17 protein-coding genes and 1 riboswitch are annotated in these 19,443 nt (G+C 49.9%); all 17 genes read right to left on the reverse strand.

The window, feature by feature from the left end:
- Window positions 1–39: 39 nt before the first annotated feature.
- The 17 genes from purD to H1230_RS29085 all read right to left on the reverse strand — a co-directional run bounded on the left by purD (window position 40) and on the right by H1230_RS29085 (window position 19,339).
- Window positions 40–1,305, reverse strand: a complete 1,266-nt coding sequence (purD, locus tag H1230_RS29010; protein ID WP_239713235.1) for a phosphoribosylamine--glycine ligase — start codon at window positions 1,303–1,305, stop codon at window positions 40–42.
- An 18-nt stretch (window positions 1,306–1,323) separates the two neighbouring features.
- Window positions 1,324–2,871, reverse strand: coding sequence for a bifunctional phosphoribosylaminoimidazolecarboxamide formyltransferase/IMP cyclohydrolase (gene purH / locus H1230_RS29015; RefSeq protein ID WP_239713236.1), 1,548 nt, complete (start codon window positions 2,869–2,871; stop codon window positions 1,324–1,326).
- 490 nt (window positions 2,872–3,361) lie between these two features.
- Window positions 3,362–3,979, reverse strand: coding sequence for a phosphoribosylglycinamide formyltransferase (gene purN, locus H1230_RS29020; RefSeq protein ID WP_239717628.1), 618 nt, complete (start codon window positions 3,977–3,979; stop codon window positions 3,362–3,364).
- A complete protein-coding gene (purM, locus tag H1230_RS29025; RefSeq protein WP_239713237.1) occupies window positions 3,979–5,019 on the reverse strand; it encodes a phosphoribosylformylglycinamidine cyclo-ligase in 1,041 nt (346 codons plus the stop codon). Before purM ends, purN begins: the two co-directional genes overlap by 1 nt.
- A gap of 221 nt (window positions 5,020–5,240) precedes the next feature.
- Window positions 5,241–5,369, reverse strand: coding sequence for a hypothetical protein (locus tag H1230_RS31475; RefSeq protein ID WP_275591017.1), 129 nt, complete (start codon window positions 5,367–5,369; stop codon window positions 5,241–5,243).
- Window positions 5,353–6,849, reverse strand: coding sequence for an amidophosphoribosyltransferase (gene purF / locus H1230_RS29030; RefSeq protein ID WP_239713238.1), 1,497 nt, complete (start codon window positions 6,847–6,849; stop codon window positions 5,353–5,355). Before purF ends, H1230_RS31475 begins: the two co-directional genes overlap by 17 nt.
- Window positions 6,834–9,080, reverse strand: a complete 2,247-nt coding sequence (purL, locus tag H1230_RS29035) for a phosphoribosylformylglycinamidine synthase subunit PurL (RefSeq protein ID WP_239713239.1) — start codon at window positions 9,078–9,080, stop codon at window positions 6,834–6,836. Before purL ends, purF begins: the two co-directional genes overlap by 16 nt.
- Entirely contained in the window at window positions 9,058–9,747 is a 690-nt protein-coding gene (gene purQ / locus H1230_RS29040; RefSeq protein ID WP_239713240.1) for a phosphoribosylformylglycinamidine synthase subunit PurQ, read from the reverse strand. Before purQ ends, purL begins: the two co-directional genes overlap by 23 nt.
- Before the next feature lie 5 nt (window positions 9,748–9,752).
- On the reverse strand, window positions 9,753–9,998 hold the full coding sequence (purS, locus tag H1230_RS29045; protein WP_019913657.1) for a phosphoribosylformylglycinamidine synthase subunit PurS: 246 nt from the start codon (window positions 9,996–9,998) through the stop codon (window positions 9,753–9,755).
- A gap of 174 nt (window positions 9,999–10,172) precedes the next feature.
- The gene (locus H1230_RS29050; protein ID WP_239713241.1) at window positions 10,173–11,063 is read right to left on the reverse strand and encodes a phosphoribosylaminoimidazolesuccinocarboxamide synthase; all 891 of its coding nucleotides are present in this window, start codon (window positions 11,061–11,063) and stop codon (window positions 10,173–10,175) included.
- A 368-nt stretch (window positions 11,064–11,431) separates the two neighbouring features.
- Window positions 11,432–12,727: an adenylosuccinate lyase gene (purB, locus tag H1230_RS29055; protein WP_239713242.1), complete on the reverse strand. Its 1,296-nt coding sequence runs from the start codon at window positions 12,725–12,727 to the stop codon at window positions 11,432–11,434.
- 6 nt (window positions 12,728–12,733) lie between these two features.
- Entirely contained in the window at window positions 12,734–13,933 is a 1,200-nt protein-coding gene (gene purK / locus H1230_RS29060; protein WP_481857194.1) for a 5-(carboxyamino)imidazole ribonucleotide synthase, read from the reverse strand.
- A gap of 47 nt (window positions 13,934–13,980) precedes the next feature.
- Window positions 13,981–14,466 (reverse strand): 5-(carboxyamino)imidazole ribonucleotide mutase, encoded by a 486-nt coding sequence (gene purE, locus H1230_RS29065; protein WP_239713244.1) that lies wholly within the window; start codon window positions 14,464–14,466, stop codon window positions 13,981–13,983.
- 245 nt (window positions 14,467–14,711) lie between these two features.
- Window positions 14,712–14,813: riboswitch (purine riboswitch) on the reverse strand.
- Window positions 14,814–15,047: 234 nt separating this feature from the next.
- On the reverse strand, window positions 15,048–15,482 hold the full coding sequence (locus H1230_RS29070; protein WP_154122848.1) for a universal stress protein: 435 nt from the start codon (window positions 15,480–15,482) through the stop codon (window positions 15,048–15,050).
- Window positions 15,483–15,534: 52 nt separating this feature from the next.
- On the reverse strand, window positions 15,535–15,798 hold the full coding sequence (locus H1230_RS29075; protein WP_154122849.1) for a DUF1294 domain-containing protein: 264 nt from the start codon (window positions 15,796–15,798) through the stop codon (window positions 15,535–15,537).
- A gap of 113 nt (window positions 15,799–15,911) precedes the next feature.
- Window positions 15,912–17,159 carry an MFS transporter gene (locus tag H1230_RS29080; protein ID WP_239713245.1) on the reverse strand — a complete coding sequence of 416 codons (1,248 nt, stop codon included), beginning with the start codon at window positions 17,157–17,159 and terminating at the stop codon, window positions 15,912–15,914.
- Between the two features lie 41 nt (window positions 17,160–17,200).
- Window positions 17,201–19,339 carry a DNA topoisomerase III gene (locus H1230_RS29085; protein WP_239713246.1) on the reverse strand — a complete coding sequence of 713 codons (2,139 nt, stop codon included), beginning with the start codon at window positions 19,337–19,339 and terminating at the stop codon, window positions 17,201–17,203.
- Between the last annotated feature and the right edge of the window lie 104 nt (window positions 19,340–19,443).

Here is a 19,443-nt window from a genome sequence, read left to right on the forward strand (position 1 = left end):
CTTATAGCGTAAAAAAACACTAGAAACAGTCCTTTGTCCTCATACCAAAGCCTTCATAGCAATGTCGCTGCGATACTGCTTCCCGGGAAAAGAAATCCCCTCTGCACTGACGTATGCAGCTTCACGTGCTTCAGCAATACTTGTACCCAGTCCAACGACTCCGAGCACTCGACCGCCGTTCGTTACCCAGCTGTTATCTATGCCGCGCGCCGTACCTGCATGGAAGATCAGCCCTCCTTGGCTGTCATCCAATCCAGTAATGGGCACACCCTTAGGATATGGACCAGGGTAGCCTTCCGAAGCCAGCACTACACATACTGCTGCTTCTTCACTCCAGACAATCTCAATATCTGCAAGCCGGCCTTCAACCACGGCCAGAAATATTTCCAGCAAATCGCTTTTCAGCCTAGGCAGCACGACCTGAGTCTCTGGATCACCAAAACGGGCATTAAATTCTATCGTCTTCGGCTTGCCGTCAGGAGAGATCATCAACCCGGCAAATAACACGCCGCTAAAAGGACGGCCTTCTGCTACCATCGCTTTAGCTGTAGGCTCTATTATAGTCTTCACCGCTTCAAGTATAATAGCATCGGCAATATGCGGCAGTGGCGAATACGTACCCATTCCGCCCGTATTAGGTCCCTTATCACCATCAAAGATCGGCTTATGGTCCTGGGCTGCGGCCATCGGCCGCACGGTCTCGCCATCTACAAAGGCCAGAATCGACATTTCCTGTCCGGCCAGAAATTCCTCAATGACCACTTGGGCACCCGCTTCACCAAACACCTTGCTGACCATTATATCACTTAGTGCCTGCTGAGCTTCTTCCTGTGAATAGGCTACAGTAACGCCTTTGCCTGCTGCCAGACCATCTGCCTTGATAACAATCGGCAGTTCCTGAACGCGCAAATAGGATAGCGCAGCTTCATAGTCGCTAAACTTCTCATACGCTGCTGTCGGAATATTATATTTGTGCAGCAGATCTTTCATAAAGGTCTTGCTGCCCTCAATTTCAGCTGCATTCTTGCGCGGTCCAAACACGGGAATTCCCTGTGCTTCAAAAGCATCGACGATGCCGGCCGCGAGTGGATCATCTGGTCCGATTACAACGAGGCCAACTTCCTTCGCCTTGGCAAAGGCCGTTAAGCGGTCAAACTCAAATACGCCAATTGGCACACATTCAGCAAGTGTCGCAATTCCGGCATTGCCGGGAGCGCAGTAGATTTTACCTGCGCCCTGGCTTTTGGACAGACTCCAGATGATGGCATGCTCCCGGCCACCTCCGCCAACCACTAAAATATCCATAAAATCCTCCCCAGCATTCTAGTGTTTGAAATGACGGACGCCGGTAAAGACCATAGCAATACCATATTCATTAGCGACCTTAATGGATTCTTCGTCCTTGATGGAGCCTCCTGGTTGAATTACAGCAGTGATGCCTGCTTTGGCTGCCATTTCAAGCGTATCGCCCATCGGGAAGAAAGCATCCGAGGCCAGTGCAGCACCCTTCGATTTCTCACCCGCCTGTTCAATCGCGATTTTGGCCGCACCCACACGGTTCATCTGTCCAGCGCCTACGCCAACCGTCATATTATCGGCAACCAGCACAATCGCATTGGACTTCACATGCTTAACCACTTTCCAGGCAAACAGCAACTGCTTCAATTCATCTTCCGTAGGCTTGCGGTCAGTCACAACCTGAAGCTCGTCCGGATTCACGGAATGCACATCGCTTTCTTGCACAACCATACCTCCGTCAATGGAGGTAACGATAAGGCTGCTCTTGCGTGCCGCAGCTGTGCTGAGGTTGCCCAATTTAAGCAGACGGATATTCTTCTTCTTCGTAAGGATTTCCAGCGCTTCGTCAGTAAAGCCTGGAGCCAGCACGATTTCCAGGAAAATGTCCTTCAACATATTTGCTGTGTCAGCATCAATGATCCGGTTGGCTGCGACAATCCCGCCAAAAATAGAGGTAGGATCAGCATTGTAGGCTTTTTGATAAGCCTCATATACACTTGCACCTACGCCTACTCCACACGGATTCATATGTTTAACGGCTACTACAGCGGGCTCTTCAAATTCCTTAACGATCTGCAGCGCTGCATTGGCGTCGTTGATATTGTTGTAGGACAGCTCTTTGCCATGCAACTGCTCAGCGGCTGTCAGTGTATCCAGCGCAGCCAATGGCTTGCGGTAAAAAGCCGCCTTCTGATGCGGGTTCTCGCCATAACGCAGATCCTGAATCTTCTCATAAGTTACTGTATAACGCTCCGGCAGCGGGTCACCGAGCACATTGGCCAAATAATCAGCAATCAGGGCATCGTAAGCCGCCGTATGACGGAACACTTTTGCCGCAAGTTGTTTGCGTGTTTCAAGCGTGGTGTCCCCACCGGCGCGTACCTCTTCAAGCACCTTGGCATAATCGCCCGCATCAACCACCACACTTACAAAAGCATGGTTCTTCGCCGCAGAACGCAGCATCGTCGGTCCGCCAATATCGATGTTCTCGATAGCTTCTTCGTACGCAACATCCGGTTTAGCGATCGTTTCCGCGAACGGATACAGGTTTACCACGACTAGATCGATGTAGTCCAGGCCAAGCTCACGCATTTGGCGCGTATGCTCCTCGTTGTCGCGAACTGCCAGCAAGCCTGTGTGTACAGCAGGATGCAGCGTTTTGACACGTCCGTCCATAATTTCCGGAAAACCTGTCACATCGGAAATTCCGATGACTGGTACGCCTTCTTTAGCCAATAGTGTACTCGTTCCGCCTGTGGAGATAATTTCTACGCCCAATGCAGACAACTCGCGGCAAAAATCCACGATGCCCTGTTTGTCCGATACGCTGACCAGCGCTCTTTTGATACTCACTTTGAATAGTCCTCCTCCGGGTTATACGTGCGGTTTTAATGGTGTTTAATGTGGTGAAGTGTTGAAACAGCCTTGGAAATCTTTTACAGGAAAGATAACACCCGACTAAGGCAAGTGACTCTTTACAAATAGTTAGAGGGAAATTCTCCCTATAATTTGAGCTTCTAGGGTCTAATTAACGGTATAGCGGGAATTCCTCCCCCTAATATGTCTGAATCAACCCAAATTCAAGAAATCCCCGGAATTTAGAGGGAGAACTTCCCACTAATCTATAATCTTATCTATTAATCGGCTAATTAGAGGGGAGTTTTCCCTTTAATGTAATTCACATCGGGAAGCTAATCCGTTGTTGTATAAGCTTTCTCGTCAAATTTCCGGCTTAGCTTCCGACAGCTAATGACCTTAGTGAAATATTTCCCGAGAAATATCGGAACAGGCCGAGCTTGGGAGGTGGATGTCGATTAGTAGCTCACCTAAGTCTCAACATTGTTCACTTTTCGCGAATAATCGTCTTTCTTCCAACTAACTCAATTCTTCCGGCAGCAAGCGCAGCAACCACTTCTGGATACAGCTCATACTCCACCTTATGAATCCGATCCGCCAGCGAAGCAGCCGTGTCATTATCTTCTACAACTAGGCTTCGCTGGGCAATAACCGGTCCGGTATCCATGCCTCCATCGACAAAATGTACGGTTACTCCTGTCAGCTTCACGCCATAATCCAGCGCTTGGCCCATCGCATCTTTACCCGCAAAAGCTGGCAGCAGCGAGGGATGAATGTTGATAATCCGTCCGGCGTACGGTATAAGCAGCACCGGCGTAATGAGCCGCATATAACCGGCCAGCACAATCAACCCAATCTCCCGACGCTGCAACTCAGCCACAATCTCAGCCTCATAAAGCTCACGGCTGGCGAAATCTTTGGGGCGCAGCAGAAGGCTGGAAATCCCAGCATCCTCTGCACGTTGTGCTACAGGCGCCTCCGGCTTGTCCGAGACAAGCAGTTCAATACTTCCGCCTCCCAGCAGACCTTTCCGCTCAGCAGCTATCAACGCAGCAAAATTACTGCCCTGCCCGGAGGCAAAAACAGCGATTCGACTCCACTGCATCACACTTCCGCTCCCGTAAAGGTAACCTTGTGTTCGCCTTCCTTCACCGTGCCGATCAGGTACGCCTCTTCTCCACTAGCTATCAGCAGCTCAAGCGCACGTTCTCCATCTTCAGCAGCAACCACTAACACAAGGCCAACCCCCATATTAAAGGTGGTGAACATATCCCGATTACTTACGTTACCTTTACTCTGCATCAAACCAAAGATTGGCAGAATCGGCCATGAACCGTAATTGATCTCCACATCGACACCCTCAGGCAGCATGCGCGGAATATTCTCAATAAATCCGCCTCCGGTAATATGAGCCATCCCCTTCACCGAAAGCTGTTCCAATAGTGTCAGTAAGGGCTTCACATAAATCTTGGTTGGTGCCAGCAGCACATCCACCAATGGCGCTCCAAGCTCTGGCAGCACATCGTTAAGATTATAGCCATCTTCCTCCAACAAAAGCTTACGTACCAACGAAAATCCGTTGCTATGCACACCGCTGGAAGCAAGGCCAATTACCGTATCGCCAGGGGCAATATTCGCTCCTGTTACCAGCTTGGCTTTGTCAGCTATGCCAACTGTGAAGCCGGCAATGTCATACTCGCCAGCCGAGTACATACCTGGCATCTCCGCTGTTTCGCCACCGATCAACGCGCAACCTGCCTGATGGCAGCCTTCGGCGATTCCAGCTACGATAGCCTCGATTTTCTCAGGTATTACCTTATCGCACGCAAGATAATCAAGGAAAAATAAAGGTTCTGCGCCTTGTACGACAATATCGTTTACGCACATAGCTACCGCATCGATGCCAATCGTGTCATGGCGATCTGCCGCGAATGCGATTTTGAGCTTCGTGCCTACGCCATCGGTTCCCGACACGAGTACTGGCTCATCATACTTATCTTTATTCAGACCGAACAGTGCTCCGAATCCGCCTAGCTCTGTCATTACCTCAGGACGGTAAGTACGCTTTACGTGTTTCTTCATACGTTCTACCGCTTCGTTACCAGCCGCAATATCTACTCCGGCATTTTTATAAGCTTCCGACACTATTGGACACCTCATTTATTATGATTTAGAGCGCGTTTGCGGGGCAGTAGGGATTCAAAAGTGGTTATAACCGTCATTACGAAGAATGTTTGGACTTCCGATCGCTGTTATGCTCTAATTTCTTGAATTTAAATACCACTATGTGGTTGAAATTAGAGCATAAAGGCGAACGCTATGCTTCTCCATTTCCAAAATTCCTCTCCATGACTCCAACCACCGGTTCAAATCTGCTGCAAGCCGCAGTGCGCGCCTTGCTTCGGGCAGCAAGCCCTCGGCGCTTTGGCACAGCCAAGCGCCTCCTTAGCGAGTGAAGCGTCTCCTGTATTTGCTACGTCAGCAACTACATCCATCTTTTTCTTCCCCGCCGAAATCAACCTGCGTCGGGTAATCATTATCGAAGCAGGACAGGCATAAGCCACCTTTATAATCACCGCTGTTACGTCCGGCGATGGAGGTGATCAGTCCCTCTGGCGAGAGGAAAGCCAGAGAATCCGCATTAATTTCAGTACACATTTCCTCAATGGACTGGTACGAAGCAATCAGCTCACGACGGTCTGGTGTATCAATTCCGTAGAAGCAAGGATTCTTAAACGGCGGTGAAGTAATCCGCACATGTACCTCAGCGGCTCCGGCTTCACGCAGCAGATTGACGATCCGGCGCGAGGTGGTGCCTCGCACAATGGAATCATCGATCATGACAACACGTTGGCCTTCAACGACACTGCGCACGGCGCTTAGCTTCATCTTTACGCCTTGCTCACGCAGCTCCTGGCTCGGTTGAATAAAGGTCCGGCCCGTGTATTTGTTCTTAATCAGCCCAAGCTCATAAGGAATGCCTGTTTGCTCCGCATAGCCGATCGCTGCTGAAATACTGGAATCCGGTACCCCGGTTACAAGGTCAGCATCCACGAAGGCCTCAAGAGCCATTCGACTGCCCATCCGTTTACGTGCGGAGTGCAGGTTCGAGCCATTCATGTCACTGTCCGGGCGAGCAAAGTAGATATACTCCATCGCGCACAGCGCTTTGCGTTTCGGTTCAGCAAACCGATCTTCTACAAGACCATCCTTGTCCAGCACGAGCACTTCACCCGGCTCAATATCACGGACCAGCTTCGCCCCGATAACTTCCAGCGCACAGGACTCCGAAGCGAACACATAGGCTTCTCCAAGCCGTCCCATCACAAGCGGGCGCAGCCCGTGCGAATCAGAGGCAACAACCAGCTTGTCATTGGTCATCAGCAGAAAAGCGAACCCGCCTACCAGCTGTCGCAACGCATCCTTGGTCGCTTCAACAAAATCCTTTTGCGAACGCGCAATGAGATGCGCTAGCACCTCGGTATCACTGGTCGTCTGGAAGATTGAACCCGCTTGCTCCAGCTCCTTGCGAATCAGCGGTTCGTTGACGATGTTACCGTTGGTAGCAATTGCCAGGTCGCCGTCACGATATTTGAAGATAAGCGGTTGCGCATTGGTCAAGCGGCTATCCCCGCTGGTGGAATAACGCACATGACCGATGGACATGTCTCCGATCAACGAAGCGATTTTGTCCTTATCGAATACTTCCTTTACCAATCCCATACCGCGGTGATAGTTGAAGTCGCGACCGTTTGCTACACAAATGCCCGCACTTTCCTCCCCGCGATGCTGTAAGGCATGCAGACCGTAGTAAGACATAGAAGCGGCCTCTGGGTGTCCGAAGACCCCGAAAACGCCACATTCTTCTTTTAAGGTATCAAAAATATCTCCCGAGCCCGTTCCTTCATTGTAAAAGTCGCCGGTCCACAGGATGGGTTCCGCCTGCTCTTTCCCGGTCTTTATTTCATAAGACATGGAATGGCATCCTCCCAGATGAATTTCAATTCTGCGATAGGCTCATCAAGTACGGACGCGCCGTCCAGATTCACCCGCAGTCTATCTCCACCTACGGTTCCGATAATTTCTACTGGAACACCGCCAGCAGCAATCGCCGCTTTCAACTCTTCCGCACGATCAGGTGCTGCTGTAAGCACAATCCGTGATTGGCTTTCACTAAACAAAGCTACATCATGACGCAAGCCACCTGCAGAAAGATCTATGCTTGCTCCAACACCACCACTAATACAGCTCTCTGCAAGTGCTCCTGCTAGTCCACCCTCAGACAAGTCATGCGCCGAACGCACCAGACCACCGCGAATCGCGCCAAGTACTGCTTGAAGCAGTTTTTTCTCAGTAGCCAAATCGAGTGCCGGAGGGCGACCTTCTGTTAAGCCATGCACAGCATATTGGAATTCACTGCCGCCAAGCTCTGCCTTGGTTACACCGAGCAATAGAATAGTATCACCCTCTTGCTTGAAAGCTTGAGTCGTAATATGATCGGTGTCCGTCACCAGACCTACCATACCAACAACCGGCGTTGGATAAATGGCTCCTGAAGCATTTTCATTATACAGACTGACGTTTCCACCGATAACCGGCGTATCGAGCACGCGGCAGGCTTCTGCCATACCGTCAACAGCACGTTCCATTTGCCAAAAAATCTCTGGTTTCTCCGGGTTGCCGAAGTTCAGATTATCTGTAATTGCCAGCGGTTCAGCACCGGAGCAGACAATATTGCGTGCCGCTTCGCTGACGGCAATCCGTCCGCCAACTTCAGGATCAAGATAGACATAACGGCCATTACAGTCCGTTGTCATTGCCAAGCCCTTACGTGTACCGTGGATTGTAACTACTGCTGCATCGGAGCCGGGACGAACTGCCGTGCTAGTCCGCACCATGTAATCATATTGATTGTAGACCCATGCTTTGCTCGCAACGGTAGGAGAACCCAGTATCGTGCGGAGTGCGCCGCCCAGATCGGTAACTTCTTCATAACGCAGCGTATCCACCGATTCATTCTCTATATAGTAAGCAGGAACTGCTGATGGCTTGTCATATACCGGACATTCATCCACCAGAGCTGTTACCGGCATATCGCCAACAACTTCACCATGATGGTACAACTTCAGGCGTCCGTCATCCGTTACCTTGCCCACTTTGCAGCAAATGACGCCCCAGCGATCAAAAATCTCCTGCGCCTGTGCTTCATCCTTAGGCTCAACGACGAAGAGCATCCGTTCCTGTGACTCCGACAGCATCATTTCGTAAGGCGTCATGCCTTCCTCACGTTGCGGCACTTGATCCAGATACAGCTCCAGGCCATTCCCTGCTTTGCTGGCCATCTCGGCACTGGAGCAAGTCAGACCGGCTGCGCCCATATCCTGAATCCCAATTACGATACCACTATCAATTAGCTCCAGACAGGATTCCATAACAAGCTTCTCCATGAATGGATCGCCCACCTGGACCGCCGTCCGATTGGCTTCTGATTCTTCTGTGAGTTCCACTGAAGCGAAGGTAGCACCATGTATGCCGTCTCGTCCAGTAGGTGGTCCTACGTAATAGACCGGATTCCCTACACCTTTAGCGACACCACGCTGGATTTTATCATGATCAATCAGTCCTACGCACATCGCATTTACAAGAGGATTACCATCGTAGCTGTCGTCAAACATAATTTCGCCACCAACCGTTGGAATCCCGATACAGTTGCCATAAGCTGCAATACCGGACACCACATGCTCAAACAAATATTTTGTCCGGTCACTTTCCAGTTTCCCAAAACGCAAGGAATTCAGAATGGCTATCGGTCTTGAACCCATGGAAAAAATATCACGGATGATCCCGCCTACACCAGTAGCTGCGCCTTGAAAAGGCTCTACCGCTGATGGATGGTTATGGCTCTCAATTTTGAAGACAACCGCTTGGTTATCACCAATATCTACGATCCCTGCACCCTCACCAGGTCCCATTAGAACACGGGGGCCGGTTACCGGGAAACGTCGCAGCAACGGCTTCGAGTTCTTGTAAGCACAATGCTCGGACCACATAACACTAAATACACCGATTTCTGTGTAATTTGGCTTGCGTCCCATGAAAGAGGTGATCAGCTCATACTCGCTGTCCGACACGCCGAATTGGCTGTAGATTTTGAGTTCTGCGATTTGCTCTGCGGTCGGTTCTTTAACGGATACTTGCTGAGTCATATTGATCCCTCCATGTCTTCAGTATGGATGTAAACATCCGTTTGCCGTCTTCTGATCCAAGCAACAGGTTAGCCGCACGCTCCGGATGGGGCATCATGCCAACTACATTGCCTTGAACGTTACTGATACCAGCAATATCAGCTACAGAACCATTAGGATTGTCGCTGTATGTGAACACGATCTGATTATTAGCCTTCAATTCTGCCAGTGTCGCTTCATCACAATAATAGTTACCTTCACCGTGAGCGATTGGAATGACAATTTCTTCACCTTTAGCATAATCAATTGTAAATGGGGTTTCATTATTAACGACCTTAAGCACCGTGTCATGACAGCGGAATTTCATGGAGCTGTTACGAAGCAATGCGCCGGGAAGTAGTCCAGCTTCCGTAAGAATCTGGAATCCGTTGCAAATACCGAGCACGAACTTGCCTTGCTCTACCGCCTTCGCAACTTCAGCCATTACCGGAGCAAACTGGGAAATCGCGCCGCAGCGCAGGTAATCACCATAGGAGAAGCCTCCTGGGACAAGAATACAATCAAAAGCCGACAGATCTGTTGCCGTATGCCACACATATTCGACCGGTTCGCCGAGCGTGTCCTCTACCGCCTTATAGCAGTCAATATCACAATTGGAGCCTGGAAAGACAAGTACAGCGAATTTCATCTTGATTAGTCCTCCAATTCGTAGCGGTAATCCTCGATCACCGTGTTGGCTAGCAGCTTTTCGCACATTTCCTTAAGACGGCCTTCCGCTTCAGCACGGTTATCCGTATCCAAAGTCAGCTCCATATATTTACCGATACGCAAGCTTTCAACTTCCTGGAAACCTACAGAATGCAGTGCCCCTTGCACCGCTACCCCTTGGGGATCGAGCACACTTTTCTTGATGGTGACATATACCGTCGCTTTTAACATACGCTTGTTGTTCCTCCTAAAAGTTTTGTAAGATACGCTTCATTGAATTATCTTCTTTCAAAACTGACTTCGAAAGCATAGGCTTGGTTTTATAGAGCTATACCTCCATTGATTTACTTCGCAATAAAACTTGCTTCGAAAGCATACGCTTAGTTTTTTACAGTGGAATATCGTTTATAATGACTTGCCGGTAAGACGATGATAGATGTCCAAATAACGGCGAGTTGTTTCTTCAACTACTTCAAGCGGCAGCGGGTCTGGCTTGCTATTTTTATCCCATGTGGATGCTGAAAGGTAGGTTCGGACCGGCTCCTTATCCATACTATCAATCTCGATATCGAGAGCATATTTATCCTTAGCCCAAAAGCGTGAGGCATCCGGGGTAAAAATCTCATCAATCAGAATCACCTTGCCGTCCAGCAGGCCGAATTCAAATTTGCAATCAGCAAGTATAATACCATGCTCGGCGCAGTACTCTCTGGCAAAAGCGAACAGTTTCAGGCTTTTATCCTTCAACTCCTGGGCCAGCTCAGCGCCAATTAGCTCCTGCATTTTCTCAAACGGGATATCCTCATCGTGACCCACATCATTTTTGGCCGCTGGGGTGAAGATTGGTTGTGACAGCAGCGCGTTTTTGCGCAAGCCCCCAGGAAGCTCGATGCCATTCACCTTACCCGTTTCTTCATACTGTCTCCAGCCCCCACCAGTGATACATCCGCGCACTACACATTCAATATCAATGCGTTCTGCTTTGCGTACGACCATAATGCGGTTCTTGAGTGCCTCTCTATCCTTAATGACGTCTCCGAGCAGATCCACATCAATATGCACGACATGATTCTCCATTAGCTCCTTAGTCATTCCGAACCAGAACGCACTCAGCCGGTTAAGGACATTGCCCTTCTCCGGCACTGCCGGATCAAGCACATAATCAAACGCAGATATCCGATCCGTAACAACGATCAATATCTGGTCCCCCAAATCGTATAGCTCACGAACTTTCCCTTTATAGAGCAGCGGCGCATTGATGAGTTCCACTGCAGTGGATACGGCAGGGTGTGTCATGACCTTTCCTCCCTTGAACTAATGATCTTGCTTTATATACTTGAGCTAAAAAGCTGCTGTGCATGTAGCTGTTCTACGCTTCGCAAGTAGAATTGAAATAACCCTCTGGTCAGTAAGCTCCACTTCGAGAATGTTTGGACTTCCGATCACTGTTATGGTCATGTTTCTCTGATTTAACCGCAAATTGCGGTAGAAATCTGACCATAAAGGTGAACGCTAGCGCTTCTCCAATTCCAAACCTTCTCTTCGCTAATCTTTGACCAACTGTATATCTCCATTCTGCAGCTTACGCTCCAGAACAAACCCTGCCCATTAACCAACGCTCGTATTATTTTACCGTTCCTTAGTTCACCAATAACTTACCTTTATTAGATGAGTTCCAGCTTGCGGAAAATAGTGTCCACATGCTTCAGGTGCCATGTAGGGCTGAATGCATCGTCAATCTCTTCTTGGCTAAGCAGATTGGTAATCTCAGGTGTAGCCTCTACGATAGTACGGAATTGGATCTGTTCCTCCCAAGCCTGCATCGCACGCGGCTGGACAGTATCGTATGCCTGCTCGCGGCTGAGACCTTTATCGATCAGCTTGGTCAGGATGCGGCCGGAAAAGGGAACGCCGAACGTGCTGTTCATGTTGCGCTTCATATTTTCCGGGAATACAGTCAGGTTCTTCACGATGTTCCCCAAACGGTTCAGCATATAGTTCAGCAGCATTGTCGCATCCGGCAGGATGATACGTTCTACCGAGGAATGTGAAATATCACGTTCATGCCACAGCGGCACGTTCTCGTAAGCAGTAACCATATGACCGCGAATGACACGGGCCAGACCAGAAATGTTCTCACAACCGATTGGGTTGCGTTTATGCGGCATCGCGGACGAACCTTTTTGACCCTTAGCAAAAGCTTCTTCTACTTCGCGGATCTCACTTTTCTGCAAGGCACGAATTTCGGTTGCGAACTTGTCCAGTGAAGTAGCTACCAAAGCCATTGTCGCCATATATTCGGCATGACGATCACGCTGCAATGTCTGCGTGGAGATGGGTGCCGGGCTTGTACCCAGCTTGCGGCAGACGAATTCTTCCACAGACGGGTCGATGTTGGCATAGGTGCCGACTGCGCCAGAGATTTTGCCGAACTGTACACCATTCGCCGCATGACGGAAACGCTCTAGGTTACGCTTCATTTCCTCGTACCACAGTGCCATTTTGAGACCGAAAGTAGTCGGTTCGGCATGTACCCCATGTGTGCGACCCATCATCGGGGTATCCTTGTAGGCAACAGCTTTATCCTTGAGGATCTCGATGAAGTTAAGAATATCCTGCTCCAGAATCTCATTCGCCTGACGCAGCAGATATCCAAGTGCCGTATCTACTACATCCGTAGAAGTAAGCCCGTAATGCACCCATTTACGTTCCGCACCGAGACTTTCGGAAACTGCGCGGGTAAAAGCGATCACGTCATGGCGGGTCTCCTGTTCAATCTCGTCAATGCGTGCGATGTCGAATTTGGCATCCTTACGCAGTTTAGCCGCATCCTCATGCGGAATTACTCCAAGCTCTGCCCAAGCTTCACAGGCACACAATTCCACTTCCAGCCACGCGTTAAATTTATTCTCTTCGGTCCAAATGGCCCGCATCTCAGGTCTGCTATATCGTTCGATCATAGGTGGTCAGTTCCTCCAAAGGTTAGTTTGCTCTACCCAGGACAATCCGTCTCCGGTATCCTTGCAGAGCAGGTTAATATGGCCCATTTTGCGGCCTAGCTTACTTTCTGTCTTGCCATATATATGAAGCTTAGGTGAAATCCCCAGCCGATTTGCTTCTTCATCTGCTTTACTTAAGACCTCAATCGTACCCTCCAGATGCTCTCCGAGCACATTTACCATGACCACTGGGGTCAGCAGTGAGGTATCGCCGAGCGGCAAGTTGCAGATGGCCCGGACATGCTGCTCGAACTGTGAGGTCACACAAGCATCCATAGTGTAGTGACCTGAATTATGCGGTCGGGGAGCCAGCTCATTCACGAACAATTCTCCGTCCCCCGTGACGAACATTTCCACCGCCAGCAGTCCAACAGCGTTCAGTCCGGATATTAGCGTCTCTGCCAACTTGCAGGCCCGCTGTTGAATGTCCTCCGGGACTCTTGCAGGCACAATGGAAACATGCAGGATATTGTTCACATGGATATTCTCGGCAGGCGGGAAGCTCTTCACCTCGCCTCCAGCACTTCGCGCAGCAACTACAGAAATCTCGCATTGAAAAGCGATGAATTTCTCCAGCACCAGCTCCGGCTCATTCGCTTTGTCGGAACTGGATTCTGGCACCAATTGCCGAAAGGCTGTGCCCAGCTCTTCTTCGCTGCGAATGACGGCTTGTCCCTTGCCGTCATAGCCCCCTGTAGCTGTCTTCAGCACACAGGGTAGTCCAAGCTCGGCTGCCGCGCGCTCAAGCTCCGCAAGGCTGCCGACCTTCCGGTACGGGGCGACGGGCACGCCCGCTGCCTCGATGGCGGCTTTCTCGCGCAGCCGATGCTGCGTCGTATACAGCAGCGCGCTGCCCTGCGGCACGTACGACTCCTCCGTCAGCAGCGCGGCCACGCCTGCATCCACGTTCTCGAACTCGTACGTGATGACGTCTGCGCGTTGCGCCAGCTCCCGCGCCGCGGCCCGGTCATCATACGCCGCAATGATTTGCGGCGTAACTTGCCCGCAGGGCGCATCCGGCGCGGGGTCCAGCGCCACGAAGCGATAGCCCATGGCGCTGCCGGCTAGCGCCATCATACGCCCGAGCTGCCCGCCGCCAAGCACGCCGACAGTCGAGCCGGGCAACAGCGTCCGGACGGCATTTGCCTTTTCTGCCTCCGCCTTCAGTCCACTTTCCTGGCGAATCACTCCTGCCACTTTCAGCTCCTCCGGTCTCATAGACTGTCGCTGCCTTCCAGTACTTCATCGCGAATTGCATCACGCCGTAATTGCACCCGGCTCTGTACTTCAGGATCGAAGGCTCCGATGATCTGTGCTGCCAGCAGTCCTGCATTTACGGCCCCAGCGCGGCCGATGGCTACCGTAGCTACTGGAATGCCACCAGGCATCTGTACGATCGAGAGCAAGGAATCCAGACCGTTTAAGGCCTTGGTCTGTACAGGCACTCCAATGACTGGCAAAATCGTCTTCGCCGCTACCATTCCTGGCAGATGCGCTGCTCCGCCCGCTCCAGCAATAATAACGCGGATGCCGCGGCCCGCTGCTGCTTCTGCATATTGGAACATCAAATCCGGTGTCCGATGCGCGGATATTACTTTTTTCTCATAAGACAGATCAAGCTCCTCCAGCACCGCACAAGCATGCTCCATCGTTTCCCAATCTGATTTACTGCCCATGATGACAGCCACCTGCACAGACATGATTTGACCTACCTTCCGTTACTATGAATGAATACTTTTTCTGAGTATGCTCCTAATTATCTACTTGCTTAGCTTCCCTTAAAATCGAAAAAAAAGCCCGATTTCCAGACGCATTTTGCTGCGGGAGATCGGACTACTGAAGGAAATAAGAGATAGTTATCCCGCACGGCCTCTTAGCCTGCTGGCATAAAGCGCGGAAAAGCGCACAGTGCAGCAGCCCATTACCTGGGATGGCTCTGTCGCATTCTATCAATCCATTTCCTCGTAGTCCGGCAATTTACGGTTCCCGGGTAGAAACTTCCGGGCCATATCCCCGGTTTTATACGAGCTACTTATGACTTCAGTTTAACAATGCCCTACACTCGATGTCAACTTAAACACGAACATTGTTAAATTCACTTTATTAATTGTTCGCTTTTGGGCACATTCACTTTCTTTATAGCGACTAATTGTTCGGATAGCGAGCCGTTTCCACTTAGTTCCAGCCTTAAACACCACAATGTCATCCTACTTTTGCAGTATACTGCCTCGAAAGAAAAAAAAGGGGAACGCTTAGCAGCGCTCCTCTTCTATACTCTATACTATTTCACTACCAATACAGGAATACGTGCACTCTGCACTACGTTGTGACTCACGCTACCCAGAACAAATTCACGAATGCCTCCAAGGCCGCGGCTACCAATAACAATAACATCAACATCATGTTGTTTGGCATATTTCAGAATCACTTCAGCAGGTGAACCCTGTAATAGCTCCACTGCAGCATTCAGACCTTCTGATTCCAAACGGCTTTTTACTTCCTCAGTCGTCTGTACTGCCAAATCATAATATTCCTTGTTCACTGAAGCCGGCAGAGGCGCGAGCGCTTCCCCGATAAAAAACCTTGGGAATTCAAATGCATGTACGACATGTAATGAAGATCCTGGGGTTACCTTAGCCAGCTCAATTGCGCGCTCCAATGCTTGATTGGATGCCTTTGAACCGTCGTAGGCGAGCAAAATTTTAGAGAATAACATGTACGCCACCTCATCTTCTGTTTTGTATGAAAATAATGGATTGATAATGCCATTATCTTAAAAAATAACTATAAAGTAGAACATTCAGCAGCAGCAGCAGCGGAATTCCGATTCTAAAGGACGTATGTCGCGTCTTGTGGCGCTTGCGGTACATGGCGATCAATACACCTAACGCTCCGCCTATGGTGGCTAGCAGAAAGAGTGTTCTCTCCGGCACACGCTCCCGCCTCTTACGGGCTTTGTTCTTGTCCTCGGACATGACCACATACCCGATAATATTAATAACCACGAACCACAGCATAACAACCTTGATCATTCCTTCTTAGCCCCTCCTCCGTGCATCTACCTACTTCATATTATATTACCCTTTTGCACAAAAAACCAATATTCCTCACATTCTCTGCAAGCATCCGTGTCTAACTTCCTATTCTATCGATTCGTTTCCCGCATCCATACCCATGATAATACCGCAGCCAAAGCAGCAGCTATTCCCCCCAGCCAGAACCCTCCTGTCAAACCATACACAGAGCTCATCCATCCTGCTACAAACGGCCCTGCCGACATCCCTATCGCATAAACAGCCTGATAAAACCCCATAGCCGTAGCACGCTTATAAGGAGCTATCCCCGCTACCGATTTACCTAGCAGCAGTGGAAAAATCAAGCCCTGCATAAAGCCGTTGCCCACCTGTGTTATGCACAGCGCCGCAAGCGTTGGCATTGCTGGAATAAGCAAGGTGAAGATTGCACTGCCTGTAAATCCCAATAAAAGAGTCCCCCGGTCACCCAGCAGCTTCCCGAACCAGCGGGAGCCATAAAGTGTTGCGATGGCATGGGGCACCATAAATGCCAGCGTCAGCCAGCCCAAGCTTTCCTTGCTCGCACCGAGGCTCAGTGCCTGATTGGGCGTATAGCCAAACATTGTAATAAATAACACGCAGTGCGCAAGAACAGACAGCAGTGATACTTTTACAAGCAGTGGCTCTTTAATGACAACAGCCAAATCCTTAATTTGTATCGAGCTCTCCCGTTTCTCAGGTCTTTGATCAGGCAGACGTAGTGCAAGCAGAAGCGCCACAATGGCTACGATCCCGCCGATCAGGAAAGGCGCATTCCAGCCCCAATGGTCGACCATATAACCACTGATCATCATACTCGACAGTTGGGCAATTACAGTTGTAAACTGCAACATCCCCATCGCTCTGCCAGCTTCCTCTTTTGGAAAATATCCCGCAAACATCACGCTATACACGACCCATGCCGATGCCGCAACACCGGACAAAGCTCGCGCTGCCAGGGCCCAACCTGGATTAACGCCCCATATAAACAGAAAACAGCTTCCGCCGCTGGCAATCAACCCTAGATAAATAAAGGGGCGCCGCCGGTTAAGATAATCAGAGCCAATGCCGATCGGCAGGCGAAATATAATCTGCATCAGACCATAGACCCCGAGAACCATCCCTACCATAAAATACGATGCACCCAAATGCTCTACGTAAGGCGAGAGCACCGGAACATAAATATAGGAAGAGAACCAGAACATAAATACAATTATCAAAAAGAAAAATCGGCTATTTCCCTTCCCCTGTACAGGTTCTGCCGATTGTAACGAACTCATCTGCTGCTTCGCCACCAGTGTATCACCTGCTCCATCCATCATTAGCCAATATTGGCGCAATTTTGATCTCTGCTTCACTTACTTTAGCAGCAATACTATCCCTATTTCCCCTTTTGCTGTCCTTCCATAGCCGCCTTCAGCAGTTCACCCAGATTGGACCCAACACTTTCAGGCTTGCTGTATTGCTGTACCAGCTTCTGTTGTTCCCGCTTATTGATATGCTTGTGATCTTTATCCATAGTTTCTGTAATACCACAACCTAGACACTGGACGAATAGACCCGCTTTGCCTTCTTTTAACTCCATTTTTTTATGACACTGCGGGCAGCGACGGTTCGACAATCTCTTCTCTCCGGCACGGGTATATCCGCAGTTATCAGCAGGACACATCAACAGCGTGCCGCGCTTGCTCTTTTTTTCCAGCATTCTCGTTCCACATTCCGGACAATGGCTGCTGGAGACATTATGCGGCTTATATTCCGCTATACTAACCTTAACACCTGACACCAGCTCCTGTGCCATACTGCGAATGCCTTGCAGAAAAGGCCCCGGCTGACCTTGACCACGGGCGATCTTTTCCAGATCTGCTTCCCAACGTGCCGTCAGATCCGGTGTACGCAGCTGTGGGGATACCAGCTCAATCAGTTGCTTGCCTTTGTTTGTAGGATGGAGTAGATTTCCTTGACGTTCAATCGTGTCGGAGCTTACCAGCTTCTCAATAAGGTCAGCCCGTGTTGCCGGTGTTCCTAGCCCGTACTTCTCCATCTGCGTTAGCAACGACGCTTCATTGTGGCGTTTCGGTGGTTGAGTCCTTCCTGCTTTAACTATACAGCGGCGAATTTTCACGATTTCCCCTTCAACAAGCTCCGGTAGCTTAATAGAGCTGGCTGCTGGCTCGTCTGTCGAACTGCCATCTTCGTTATCACTGCTCATATCTCCACCATATACCTCGCGCCAACCTGCCTCTCTTACTGTAGTCCCCTTCACATAAAAGCTTTCGCCCTCTACGCTTACAGTTACAGCTACAGTATCATAACAAGCTGGCGGATAAAACAGACTGATAAAACGCCGAACAATCAGATCATACACCTTTCGTTCCTCCGAGCTTAACCCGTTTAATAACACCGTCTGCTCCGTAGGAATAATCGCATGATGGTCACTTACCTTGCTGTCATCCACGATCCGTTTGGTGATGGGCAACTGTTTACGAAGAAGAGGCCGCGCTAGAGAGGCATAAGGACCAACTCCCACACTATCCAGCCTTTCCTTGAACGTTTCTGTCATATCAGAAGTAAGATAGCGGCTATCGGTACGTGGATACGTAACCAGCTTATGCTGCTCATACAAACGCTGGAGCAGACTGGAGGTCTGTTTTGCCGAAAAACCGTGCTTACGGTTGGCATCCCGCTGCAGCTCAGTCAGATCATAAGCGAGCGGATGAGGCTCAATCTTCTCACTTTTTTGCACCTTGATAATACGCCCACTTTGCCCGCTGAGCTTATTACTCATACTTGCTGTCTTTTCTTTATCAAAAATACGTCCATCCCCATTAGTTCCCCGCCAACCCGCTTGAAATTGTTCAAAATCAGCAGTTATCGTATCGAAATCCTGTGAATGGAAACCAACAATCTCGCTCTCGCGATCCATAATCATTCCTAGAGTAGGTGTCTGCACTCTTCCCGCTGAGAGGGGTGCGCCATACTTGCAAGTTAAAGCCCGGGTAACATTAAGTCCGATCATCCAATCCGCTTCTGCACGGCAGCGAGCCGATTCATATAGACGGTCGAACTCCTGCCCAGGCTTTAGTGCTGCGAATCCTTCCTTAATCGCCTTATCCGTCTGTGAGGAAATCCACAGCCGCCGGAACGGCTTTTTCCAGCCCGCCATATTTAATATCCAGCGCGCCAATAGTTCTCCCTCACGCGCAGCATCCGTGGCAACAATGAGTTCCTCAATATCCTGCCGTTTCATTAGCTGTTGTATTGCCTTATACTGTTGACTTGTTTCCCGAAGCACCTTCAAGTTCATTCGCTCCGGTAGAATTGGCAGATCCTCCAATGCCCAAGTCGCAAATTTACTATTGTATTCCTCAGGCTCCGCCAAGCCGACCAAATGACCTAACGCCCAGGTTACCACATATTTAGGACCTTCTATATAGCTCTTCTGTTTATCCTGGCATCCCATTACTCGCGCAATCTCTCGCGCCACTGATGGCTTCTCTGCCAATACTAATATCTTCATAACGCTCCCCTTTCCATTTCGAATTCATTATAGCATCAAGAAGAAACGGCTTCGCCGTCCTTTGTATGGACGGCACCCGTTTCTTTGAGAAATATAAGGATAAT

Origin of the sequence: Paenibacillus sp. 19GGS1-52 (assembly GCF_022369515.1) — a bacterium.
Taxonomy (GTDB): Bacteria; Bacillota; Bacilli; order Paenibacillales; family Paenibacillaceae; genus Paenibacillus_AQ.

Excerpts from the sequence above, each read along its gene's own strand:
- H1230_RS29085 (WP_239713246.1), bottom strand. The coding sequence starts at position 19,339 with ATGAAGATATTAGTATTGGCAGAGAAGCCATCAGTGGCGCGAGAGATT.
- purB (WP_239713242.1), bottom strand. The coding sequence starts at position 12,727 with ATGATCGAACGATATAGCAGACCTGAGATGCGGGCCATTTGGACCGAA.
- purF (WP_239713238.1), bottom strand. The coding sequence starts at position 6,849 with ATGTCTTATGAAATAAAGACCGGGAAAGAGCAGGCGGAACCCATCCTG.
- purE (WP_239713244.1), bottom strand. The coding sequence starts at position 14,466 with ATGTCTGTGCAGGTGGCTGTCATCATGGGCAGTAAATCAGATTGGGAA.
- H1230_RS29070 (WP_154122848.1), bottom strand. The coding sequence starts at position 15,482 with ATGTTATTCTCTAAAATTTTGCTCGCCTACGACGGTTCAAAGGCATCC.
- H1230_RS29075 (WP_154122849.1), bottom strand. The coding sequence starts at position 15,798 with ATGATCAAGGTTGTTATGCTGTGGTTCGTGGTTATTAATATTATCGGG.
- purN (WP_239717628.1), bottom strand. The coding sequence starts at position 3,979 with ATGCAGTGGAGTCGAATCGCTGTTTTTGCCTCCGGGCAGGGCAGTAAT.
- H1230_RS29050 (WP_239713241.1), bottom strand. The coding sequence starts at position 11,063 with ATGACACACCCTGCCGTATCCACTGCAGTGGAACTCATCAATGCGCCG.
- purD (WP_239713235.1), bottom strand. The coding sequence starts at position 1,305 with ATGGATATTTTAGTGGTTGGCGGAGGTGGCCGGGAGCATGCCATCATC.
- purL (WP_239713239.1), bottom strand. The coding sequence starts at position 9,080 with ATGACTCAGCAAGTATCCGTTAAAGAACCGACCGCAGAGCAAATCGCA.
- H1230_RS31475 (WP_275591017.1), bottom strand. The coding sequence starts at position 5,369 with ATGGATGTAGTTGCTGACGTAGCAAATACAGGAGACGCTTCACTCGCT.
- purS (WP_019913657.1), bottom strand. The coding sequence starts at position 9,998 with ATGTTAAAAGCGACGGTATATGTCACCATCAAGAAAAGTGTGCTCGAT.
- purQ (WP_239713240.1), bottom strand. The coding sequence starts at position 9,747 with ATGAAATTCGCTGTACTTGTCTTTCCAGGCTCCAATTGTGATATTGAC.